This window comes from Actinomadura sp. GC306, assembly GCF_004348665.1.
In the GTDB taxonomy this organism is placed as follows: Bacteria; Actinomycetota; Actinomycetes; order Streptosporangiales; family Streptosporangiaceae; genus Spirillospora.
On record NZ_SMKM01000250.1, the window covers coordinates 1 to 9,907 of the forward strand.

Here is a 9,907-nt window from a genome sequence, read left to right on the forward strand (position 1 = left end):
GGGCTGTTGTCGAGGCCCGATTCCCAGGGGTGGCAGATGGCGATGAGCCCGCTGGAGTCGAGGTCGCGGGCGCGGGCGAGGTAGCGGTGCTGCGCGGTGAGCATGGGGTGCAGCCGGGTGAGGAACGCGCGGCTGCCTTCGAGGTCGGCGGCGGTCTCGTGCAGGCGGAGGGCGGTGAGGGCGTGCAGCGGCGGCTGGGTGAGGCCGGAGGTGTGGACGCCGTGCGGTGCGGCGGGCTGGTGTTCGCTGCGCCAGAGGTCGGGGCCGGGGAAGTAGGCGTGCCGGGCGAGGCTGGTGTCGAAGACGATGTGCGGGAGCATCCCGTCGGCCCACTGGCCGCGGAACAGGGAGAGCAGTTCGGCTTCGGCGCGGTCGCGGCGGTGGCGGGCGAGGCCCATGCTGATGAACGCCGAGTCCCAGCTCCACTGGTGCGGGTAGAGGCCGGGGGACGCCGCGGTGGCGGTCCCGGTCCAGTTGGCGTCGAGGACTTTGGCCGCGGCCTTCCAGAGCGCGGTCTCGTCGCCGGTCAGACGGGAGCTCATGTGGTCAGGGCGTCCTCCTGCTGAGTGCGGGGGGCTATTCGTGATTGTGACGTCAGAACGCGGTCACTGCGACCCCCGGGGCGGCGTAGCTTGTCCACGGCGGAGGGTGGGGCACGGTGATTTTCCGCGGTCGCTAGCGCGGGGCGGTGGCGTGTTCCAGCAGCCAGGCGGCGATCTCCTGGCCTGCGGCGATGCCCCGCGCGGCGGTGGCGGACGTGGTGGACGACGTCCAGCCGGTCTCGTGGAGTTCGCCGTGGGCGGGGCGGATGGACCGGTCCGCGGCTTCGAGGAGTTCGATGTCGAGGAGGGAGTCCCCGGCGGCGAGGGTGGTGGCCGCGCCCGTCCGGCGGGCGACCTCCGCGGCGGCGGCGGCCTTGGTCAGGCCGGCGGGCAGGCAGTACACCTTGCGGCCTTGGAGGGACGTCCGCCAGCCGCGTTCGGCGCACCAGCCGGTGAGGTCCTCGACCCATCCGGCGGGGAGCGCGGCCCGGTCGACCACCGTGTAGGCGAACAGGTCGGACGCGGTGCGCCGCTTGAGGACGAACTCGCCGGCGACCTGGACGAGGTGTTCCTGGACGTCGGCGAGGGGCGCGCACCCGCCGGCGATCCGGGCCCGGACGGACGCCGCCCATTCGGGGTCGTCCTCACCGTCCACGAGGAGGTGGCCGCCGTTCGCGGTGATGGCGTACCCGGCGGGCTTCTCCAGCAGGTTGACCCGCCGGTACTGCTCGGGGGTGCGGGTCGTCGCCGGGACGAACGTCGCGGCGGCGGCGAGGGCCTCCAGCGTGCGCGCGGCGTCCTCGGTCATGTAGGAGAGCGGCGCCCCCTGGTAGAACTCCACGCAGAGCAGCCGCGGCATCGCCTCGTCCGGCCCGTCGAGCGCGAAGGCGGCGGCGGAGTAGATGAGGGTGCGGTCGAGGTCGGAGCACACCAGGACGGTCATTGCACGGCTCCCTTGCCGAACCGGGGGTGGATGAGGCCCATGCAGGCGTAGGGGAACCGGCCGGGGGCGACCTCGACGACGGGGACCCCGCGTTCGGCGGCGAGCAGCCTGATGTGCGTGACCTCGGGTCCCGCGTCGGCCCGGACGAGCACCTTCCACGGGACGCGGCGCAGCAGCACCCGGGTGGTCTCGCCGATGCCCGGCTTGACGAGGTTCAGGTCGTCGATGCCCTCGGCGGCGGCGCAGCGGCGGACGGCCGCCCAGCCGGACCAGTCGGGGGCGCGGTCGGCGGCGCGGTGGTCCGGCAGGTCCTTGGCGACCCGGTCGGCGACGTCGCCGAACCGCGCGCACACCGTGTCGAGGAACAGGGCGGACACGTCGTCGGCGGCGAGGTCGGCGTAGAACTTGGCGCCGTGGAAGTCGCCGGGTCCGATGAGGTCGGCGTTGAGGACGGTCCGGCTCACCAGTCCCGAGACGGTCGAGTTGAGGCAGGCGGAGGGGATCAGAAAGTCGTCGCGGGTCCCGAACAGCGGCGTGCACCGGCCCGGGTCGGCCAGCACCGCCAGGTCGGCGGGGAACGGCTGCGCGGCCAGCGCGCCGGTCAGTTCCCGGGTGATCGCGCCCTTTCCGGTCCAGCCGTCCACGAACATCACCGACGCCGGGTCGTGGTGGGCGGCGAGGTAGCGCAGGGCGGCGGTGTCGATGCCGCGCGCCCGGACGATGCTGACCGCGTAGTGCGGCAGGTCGAGGCCGTGCGCGAACCCCGCCCAGCGGCGCATCAGGATGCCGACCGGGGTCCCGGCGCGGGCCAGCGACACCAGCACCGTCCGCGGGCCGCGCTCGGCGAGCACCAGCTCGGTGACCAGGCCGACCGCGTAGGCGATGCGCTCGGCCGACGCCTCCAGCGCCCGGTGGAACAGGCGCCGGTACTCGGGACCGGGCTGGTACTCGACCGGCAGCGACTCGGCGTAGTGGGCGCGGCCGGCCTGGATCGCGGCCTCGCGCTCCTCGGTGGGCGCTTCGAGCCGCACATGCGACAGGTCCTTGAGCAGCCACGCGACGTCCTCGGCCGCGTAGCTGCCGAACAGCGGGCCGCGGAGCGGAGCTCCTCCGTTGGATGGCGGTGGGTGGGGGCTGGAGGACGGGCCGTGGAGCGGAGCTCCTCCGTTGGATGGCGGTTGGCGGGGGCTGGAGGACGGGCCGTACAGCGGCTTCACAGGCCCCTCCAGGCGGGGACGGGCGCGATCAGCAGGGGCGCGAGCGCGCGGAGCCGCTCCGCGAGGCCGCTGACCAGGGCGGGGGTGTCGCCGGCGTCGTCCACGACGAGCACGATGCGGTCGAAGCCGTCCTGCCCGGTGGCCGGGGCGACGTTGTAGGCGTACCGCTCCCCCGGGCCGTCGGCGGGGTCGTCGTGGGCCGCGAAGGCCAGGCGTGTCCTGATGGCGTATCCCGGGTCGTCAACGGCGAGCACGGGTGAGCGGGTGGTCGTCGAGTACCGGACGGCCGCGCCCGGCACGGTGTCGGCGAGCGCCTCGGCCAGCCTCAGCGGCGTGTACATCAGCTCCTCGGATCCCAGGACGAGCACCCGGGAGGCGCCGTCGCCGAGCGCGGCCGCCAGGCGGTCGGCCATCCTCCCCAGGTCCTTCTCCAGCCGGGAGCGGTGGCCGGGCAGGAACCCGTGCCGGCCGCCGTCCGGCAGGCCGGGCGGCCACTCCAGGTCGAGCCTGGACACCGGGAACCTCTCCGCGGCGGCCTCTGGAAGGCCCGCGCGGGCGGTCAGGTCGGAGACAAGTGCCTTGCCCGCCTCCAGGATGTCGTCCGGGAGGTCGACGTGCCCCTGGGCGAGGGCCACCGCCTCTATGCGGGTGCCCAGCCGTGCGGCAAGTTCGTCCATCCGCGCCCGGTCGTCGGCGCCGCGCAAGTCGACCAGGGCCGCCAGGACGTAATGGCTCCTGGGACGGACGTTGTGCAGAGCCTCGATGGTGTTCAGCACCGTCCGGCCTGTGGAGAGTTCGTCGTCCACCAGCACGGCGGGCACGTCACGGTCGAGTGCGGCGGGGTCGGCGGGCAGCAGCAGATGGCTCGTCGCGTGGCTGTGCTCCTCCTCGAAACCGCCGTACGTGGCGAACCCCGGCACGGGACGGCGCGTGGAGTGCAGGCAGTAGGCGCCGCCCAGAGCGTCCGCCACGGAGTGCCCCAGAGCCGTGGCCGTCTCCGCATAGCCCAGGACGACGGCGTCCACAGGGTTCTGAGGGGCTCGCATGAGGTCGCGCAAGCCGGGCGCCGCCCCCGGCACGCCCCGCAAGGCGTCGGTCAGAAGCGCCCCAGGACGGGGAGGCTCCTCGCCTCGGAGGCGCGCGCGCACGAGCTCCCCTAGCAGCAGCCCCGATCCGTACACCAGCCGCGGATCGGTCGGGACGTGCTTGCCCAGCACCGCCGACACCAGCAGGTGCGCCCGCCGCGGGTTGCGCCGCACGGCGAGGCCGACGAGATCCGCGAGCCCGGCGCCCACCGGACGCGGGCCGTCCGCGAGCCGCACCCCGAGCCGCGCGGCCACCCAGGAGCCCGGCCACCCGGGCGGCGGGCCCGTCACGGGGTCCCCGCCGCTTCCAGCAGCTCGACGAACGTGACGCCCTCCGCCGCGACCCCGAACACCCGGGCGCGCAGCATCAGCCGCTGCGCCCAGGCGCGGTGCGGCTTGGCCTCGTTCATCTTGTTGGCGTACGAGCTGGCCATCGCCCCTCCCCCGGCGACGCCGAGGATGTCGGCCGCGTCGCAGTACTCCTCGTGCGTCACCACCGACAGGGCGTGCACCGCCGCCACATGGCTCGGATGGATGACGGTCTTGCCGGTGAGGCCGTTCGCCTTGTCCAGGTGGACCTCGCGGATCAGCCCGTCCAGGTCCGACGTGATCAGCCGCTGCCGCAGCGGCGCCGCGCGGTGCGCGTCGAACGGCGACTGCCGCAGCTGCGGCTTGAACATCCGCTCGCCCGCCGAGAAGTACTCCCACACCGGCCCGGTCACCACGTAGCCGCTGCCGTCCGCGCGGCCGAGCACGTTGACGACGTCGCAGATCGCGCCCGCGACGGGCTGGATGTCGTAGATGGTGAGGTCCGGGGGGCGGCGCAGCCCGTACGCGGCGGACATGTCCGTCGCGCCGATCCGGACCGCGAGGATCCGCGGCCGGTGCTTGGCCAGCAGCCGCGCCGTCTCGTGCAGCATCTCCGACCGGGACTCGGCGTACACCGCGCCCGGGCTCTCGATCACCGGCATCGCGAGCAGCCGCAGCCCGGTGCTTTCGGCGGCCTCCTCCAGCGCGTCCAGGAACGCTCCACCGCCGGCCGCCGTGAACTTCGGCAGCACGAAACCGGAGACCAGCGCGGCGGCGTCGCCGAGCCGGCCGACCAGGTCGCCGATCTGCCGGGGGTCGCGGACGCGGACGAACAGCAGCGGGGCGCCCCCGCCGCCCTCCCCGCGACCGCGGCGAGGGGCGCCGTGCAGCGAGCGCAGCTGCGCCACGAGGTTCGCCTCGCCGGACTCGACCTCGTCGTCGGCGATCGCGTCCTCCAGGCACAGGACCATGCTCATGACGCCGCGGCGCGCCGCCCGCAGCACGTCCTCGGCGAGGGCCGGCCGCGTGGCGGGGCTGTACAGCGTCGCGCCCAGCGCCACCGCGAGCACCGCCGGGTCGTCGTGCCGGTCGAACGGCCGCGGATGCCGGTAGAACAGGTGCTTGCGGCGCGCGGCGTCGATGTGGTCGAAATGCCGCATGACGAACCCGTTCAGACGCGCCGGGTCATCGGGCCGCGCACCGCGGCACCGGGCCGGGGCGCCGGGTCACAGATGCGCCGACACTGCCGGCAGCAGGTGCTGGAAGGTGCGGCCCGTCGCGGTCGCGCCGATCGCCGTCATCGACCAGCCGCCGCCGTCCCGGGACACCTTCGCCATGATCTGCGCGTTGTGCTGCCCGGCTCCGGTCAGGTCGTAGCGCGCGATCTCCTGCCCGGTGGTCTCGTCGACCAGCCGGCAGAACGCGTTCTCGATCTGGCTGAAGTCCTGGCCGGTGAAGGAGTTCACCGTGAACACCAGCTGCGTGACGTTGGCCGGGACGCCCTGGAGGTCGACGTTGATGACCTCGTCGTCGCCCTCGCCCTCGCCGGTCAGGTTGTCGCCCGTGTGCAGGACGGAGCCGTCCTTGCTGCGCAGCTGCCGGAACCACACCTGGTCGGCGAGGTTGCCGGCGGCGTCGAACAGCAGGCAGGACGCGTCCAGGTCGATGTTCTGGGCCTTGCTCCTGCCGAACAGGCCCTTCTTGGCGACGGCGTCCCAGCCGAGCCCCATCTTGACCCGGGTGAGGGTGCCCCCTCCGGGCTTGGCCAGCGATACCTTCTGGCCCTTCTGCAGCGAGATGGACATCGTTCGGCTCCTTTGGTGATCGATGCTGTGACAGGCGCGGTGGCGGTCAGGCGTTGCTGGAGTGGAGCTCCTTGCCCCCCTCGCCGGACGGCGCCTCGGGCGGCTCCCCGTGCTCGCCGCGGCGCCGGATGATCGAGCTGGCGAACGCGGCGATGATCAGGCCCGCACCGAGCCCGCCGGTGATCCACTCGGGGACGTGGTGGCCGATGCTGATCAGCATGCAGGTCGCCAGGGCGCCGATCGCCCAGTGCGCGCCGTGCTCCAGGTACACGTACTCGTGCAGCGTGCCCTTGCGGACCAGGAACACCGTCAGGGACCGGATGTACATGGCGCCGATGCCGAGGCCCAGCGCGATGACGATCGGGTCGGTGCTGATGGCGAAGGCGCCGATGACGCCGTCGAAGCTGAACGAGGCGTCCAGCACCTCCAGGTACAGGAACAGGAAGAAGCCCGCCTTGCCGGTGGCGAGGGCGAGCTGGCTGTTGCCGCCGGTGCGCCGCGGCTCCTCGTCCCGCGCCGCGTCCTTGAGGGCCTCCCGCGCGACCGCGGCGGCCCCGTCCGCGCCCTCCTCGCCGTCCTCCTCGTCGTCGGAGTCGGCCGCCTCGGAGAACAGCTCGCCGAGCCCGTTGACCAGGATGTAGGTGATCATGCCGAGCACGCCGGCGATCATGACGGTGCCCGGGTCGTCCGCCGCCAGCCACGCCACGAACGACAGCGCACCGGCCGCGACCACCACCGCGAGCTGGTCCAGGCGGCCGATGCGCGCGAGCGGCCTCTCCAGCCACGGCAGCCACTTCTCGGCGCGCTCCTCGAACACGAAGTTCAGGAACAGCATCATCAGGAACATGCCGCCGAACGCCGCGATCGTCGGATAGGCGTCGTTCATCAGGTCGTGGTAGCGCTCGGAGTCGTTCAGCGCCAGGTCGAACGCCTGGATCGGGCCGAGCTGGGCGGTGAGCGCGACGATCACCAGCGGGAAGACCAGCCGCATCCCGAACACCGCGATCGCGATGCCGATCGTCAGGAAGATCTTCTGCCAGAAGGGGCTCATCCGGTCGAGCACCTTGGCGTTCACCACGGCGTTGTCGAACGACAGCGAGATCTCGAGGATGGACAGCACGGCGACCAGGGCCAGCCCGGCCCACCCGCCGTAGAGCAGGGCGAGGACGAGGCCCACGGCCGTGACGCCGAAGGACCACCCGAAGGTGCGAAGAATCATGCGCGAATTTCTGGTAGGTAGGAGGCCGGGCGCGGTGTCCCGGCCGCGGGGTCGCCGGTGCTAGCCGACGTTGACGCCGAAGTCCATCGCGATGCCGGCCAGTCCCGAGGCGTACCCCTGGCCGACCGCGCGGAACTTCCATTCGCCGTTGTGCCGGTAGAGCTCGCCGAACACCATGGCCGTCTCGCTGGAGGCGTCCTCGGTGAGGTCGAAGCGCGCGAGTTCGTTGCCGTCGCTCCGGTTGACGATCCGGATGAAGGCGTTGCGCACCTGGCCGAAGCTCTGCTGCCGGTTGTCGGCGTCGTAGATCGAGACGGGGAACACGATGCGCTCGCACTCGGGCGGCACGCCGTTGAGGTCGACGTTGATGGACTCGTCGTCGCCCTCCCCCTCACCGGTCAGGTTGTCACCGGTGTGCTCCACCGAGCCGTCCGGGCTCCTCAGGTTGTTGAAGAACACGAAGTGGTGGTCGGAGATGACCTTGCCCGTACTCGCGAGCATCAGCGCGGACGCGTCCAGGTCGAAGTCCGCGCCGGTGGTGGCGCGGACGTCCCAGCCGAGGCCGACGGTGACCGCGGTGAGGTTGGGCGCGGCCTTCGTCAGCGAGACGTTGCCGCCCTTGGCGAGCGATACTCCCATGATCGGCCCACTCCTTCCCTGTTTAGCCTGCTCCGTGGCTGTGGATCCTACTGAGACCGGGGTGCGCGGGAAGCCCGTTCCCGCCGGGTCAGAGGTTGACGCCGAAGTCCGCGGCGATGCCCGCGAGCCCCGAGGCGTAGCCCTGGCCGACCGCGCGGAACTTCCACTCCGCGCCGTTGCGGTACAGCTCGCCGAAGACCATCGCGGTCTCCATGGACGCGTCCTCGGTCAGGTCGTAGCGGGCCAGCTCGACGCCGTCGCCCTGGTTCACCACGCGGATGAAGGCGTTGCGGACCTGCCCGAAGTTCTGGCCGCGGCTGTCGCCCTCGTAGATCGAGACGGCGAACGCCACCCGCTCGGCCGTGGCGGGCATCGCGCCGAAGTTGACCTGGAGCTGCTCGTCGTCGCCCTCGCCGGCGCCGGTGGTGTTGTCGCCGCTGTGGGAGACCGCGCCGTCCGGCGTGCGGAGGTTGTTGAAGAACACGAAGTGCTGGTCGGTGATGATCTTGCCGGAGGCGTCCAGGACCAGGGCGGAGGCGTCGAGGTCGAAGTCGGTGCCCGTGGTGGTGCGCAGGTCCCAGCCGAGACCGACGGTCACCGCGGTCAGCCCGGGTGCCTGCTTGGTGAGCGAGACGTTGCCGCCCTTGCTGAGACTGACACCCACGATGTGGCCTCCAAGATCGCATGCCGGTTCGCGGACGCCGACCCGGCGCCCAGAGTTATCGACGCTGGAGCGATGCTATCCGTTCCCTCCTCGGCGGACGCATTGCACGAGACCCCGCCCCCCGCGCGAAATCCGGTGCTTCTGCGCCAGACTGGGCAGGGACGAAGGGAGGCCGCGTTGCGGGGAGCAGGCGACCAGCGGCGCCGGGGCAGGGGGGCGCAGGCGGCGTCCGGTGCCGTCGAGGCGAGGGAGGCGGCCGCGGCCGCCTTCTACGAGATGGACCAGGCGCAGAAGTTCATCGACGGCCGGGTCACCGTCTTCGAGGACCTGGACGCCAAGGCCGCCGAGCCCGTCCGGCGGGAGTTCACCGGGCTCGCCGAGGCGGCCGACGCCGCCGCCCACGCCTACATCTCCGTCCTGGACGCGCACGACGTCGACGACCCGGACCGGTCGCCGGCCGAGTACGACGCGGCGCGCCGCGCGTTCGTGGCGACCACCGAGCGGCTGCAGCAGATCACCGGAAACCTGAACGGCTTCGCCGAGCGGCTCGCCCCGCGCATGGCGCGGCTGGAGAGCGCTCTCGACCAGCTCCCGCCCCTGCTGACCGCCGCCCGCGACACCGTCGCCGCCGCGGACGCCGCGGTGGCCGCCGCCAAGGACGCCGGGATGGACGCGTCCGACCCGGAGGCCGAGCTGGCCCGCGCCAAGCAGATCCTCGCGCAGCTCGGCTCGCAGGGGCTCGGCGGCTTCGGCCTGGACGGCGCGATGCGCAAGGCCGACGAGGTCCGCGAGATCGCCGAGCGGGCCCGCGAAGCCGCCGCCGAACTGCCGCAGATGGCGCAGAAGGTCCGCAACTCCCTGGCCTCCGTCCGCACCCGCGTGGACGTCGTCGCGAACCGCGTCGGTCCCGTCCGGGAGGCGATGCGCGTCCTGCTGCGCGGCTACTCGCAGGCGTGCTGGCAGGACCTCCGGGGCGCGCCGGAGTCGATCGAGGCGGGCGCGAACCGGGCCCGCGAGCGGCTCAACGAGGCGTCCGCGCACGTCTCCCGCGCCGAGTGGAAGCAGGCGCAGCAGGCGCTCACCGCCGCCCGCACCGAGCTGAACGCCGCCGACCGGCGCGCCGGCCAGGTCACCGGGCGGGTCGAGGAGCTGAAGGCGGTCGCCGCCGATCCGCAGGCCCCCGTGGAGCGGGTCCGCTTCGCCGTCCGCGACGCCCAGCGCCTCGCCGTGGCCCAGCCCGGCGGAGCCGCGCCCCACCACGCCCGGGTCCTCGACTCGCTGGTGGAGCGCCTGGAGAGCGCACCGAAACGCCTGACCGGCGCCAACCCCGACTACTGGTCCTACCTGCAGGAACTGGAGAGCATCAGAACCGCCGCCGGCGACGTCGTGACCCGCATCCGCTCAGAAAGAGCCCAGTGATTCAGGCCCGATGGTCCTGGATGCCCATGGTGAGGTTGCGTGCCGCCATGGGCGGGCCGCCGGGG

At 72.8% G+C, this 9,907-nt stretch carries 9 protein-coding genes and 1 pseudogene; 1 reads left to right on the top strand and 9 read right to left on the bottom strand.

The annotated features are described in order from the left end of the window. The 9 genes and pseudogenes from E1200_RS26555 to E1200_RS26595 all read right to left on the bottom strand — a co-directional run. Window positions 1-542, bottom strand: a pseudogene (locus E1200_RS26555) (hypothetical protein); the annotation flags it as partial. Window positions 543-675: 133 nt separating this feature from the next. Then, window positions 676-1,485 carry an HAD family hydrolase gene (locus E1200_RS26560; RefSeq protein ID WP_131954806.1) on the bottom strand — a complete coding sequence of 270 codons (810 nt, stop codon included), beginning with the start codon at window positions 1,483-1,485 and terminating at the stop codon, window positions 676-678. Beyond that, a complete protein-coding gene (locus E1200_RS26565) occupies window positions 1,482-2,573 on the bottom strand; it encodes a cysteine protease StiP family protein (protein ID WP_165950469.1) in 1,092 nt (363 codons plus the stop codon). The genes E1200_RS26560 and E1200_RS26565 overlap by 4 nt, the downstream gene beginning before the upstream one ends. Before the next feature lie 125 nt (window positions 2,574-2,698). Beyond that, window positions 2,699-4,078: a phosphoribosyltransferase family protein gene (locus E1200_RS26570; protein ID WP_131954807.1), complete on the bottom strand. Its 1,380-nt coding sequence runs from the start codon at window positions 4,076-4,078 to the stop codon at window positions 2,699-2,701. Then, the gene (locus tag E1200_RS26575; RefSeq protein ID WP_131954808.1) at window positions 4,075-5,256 is read right to left on the bottom strand and encodes an HpcH/HpaI aldolase/citrate lyase family protein; all 1,182 of its coding nucleotides are present in this window, start codon (window positions 5,254-5,256) and stop codon (window positions 4,075-4,077) included. The genes E1200_RS26570 and E1200_RS26575 overlap by 4 nt, the downstream gene beginning before the upstream one ends. A 66-nt stretch (window positions 5,257-5,322) precedes the next feature. Continuing rightward, complete coding sequence (locus E1200_RS26580; protein WP_131954809.1) at window positions 5,323-5,901, bottom strand: TerD family protein; 579 nt, start codon at window positions 5,899-5,901, stop codon at window positions 5,323-5,325. Window positions 5,902-5,947: 46 nt separating this feature from the next. Further along, window positions 5,948-7,120 (bottom strand): DUF475 domain-containing protein, encoded by a 1,173-nt coding sequence (locus tag E1200_RS26585; protein ID WP_131954810.1) that lies wholly within the window; start codon window positions 7,118-7,120, stop codon window positions 5,948-5,950. Window positions 7,121-7,180: 60 nt separating this feature from the next. Further along, window positions 7,181-7,759: a TerD family protein gene (locus E1200_RS26590; RefSeq protein ID WP_131954811.1), complete on the bottom strand. Its 579-nt coding sequence runs from the start codon at window positions 7,757-7,759 to the stop codon at window positions 7,181-7,183. Window positions 7,760-7,847: 88 nt separating this feature from the next. Beyond that, a complete protein-coding gene (locus E1200_RS26595; protein WP_131954812.1) occupies window positions 7,848-8,423 on the bottom strand; it encodes a TerD family protein in 576 nt (191 codons plus the stop codon). Window positions 8,424-8,600: 177 nt separating this feature from the next. Between E1200_RS26595 and E1200_RS26600 the strand changes: the two genes are divergently transcribed. Further along, complete coding sequence (locus E1200_RS26600; RefSeq protein ID WP_131954813.1) at window positions 8,601-9,842, top strand: molecular chaperone DnaJ; 1,242 nt, start codon at window positions 8,601-8,603, stop codon at window positions 9,840-9,842. Window positions 9,843-9,907 lie beyond the last annotated feature (65 nt).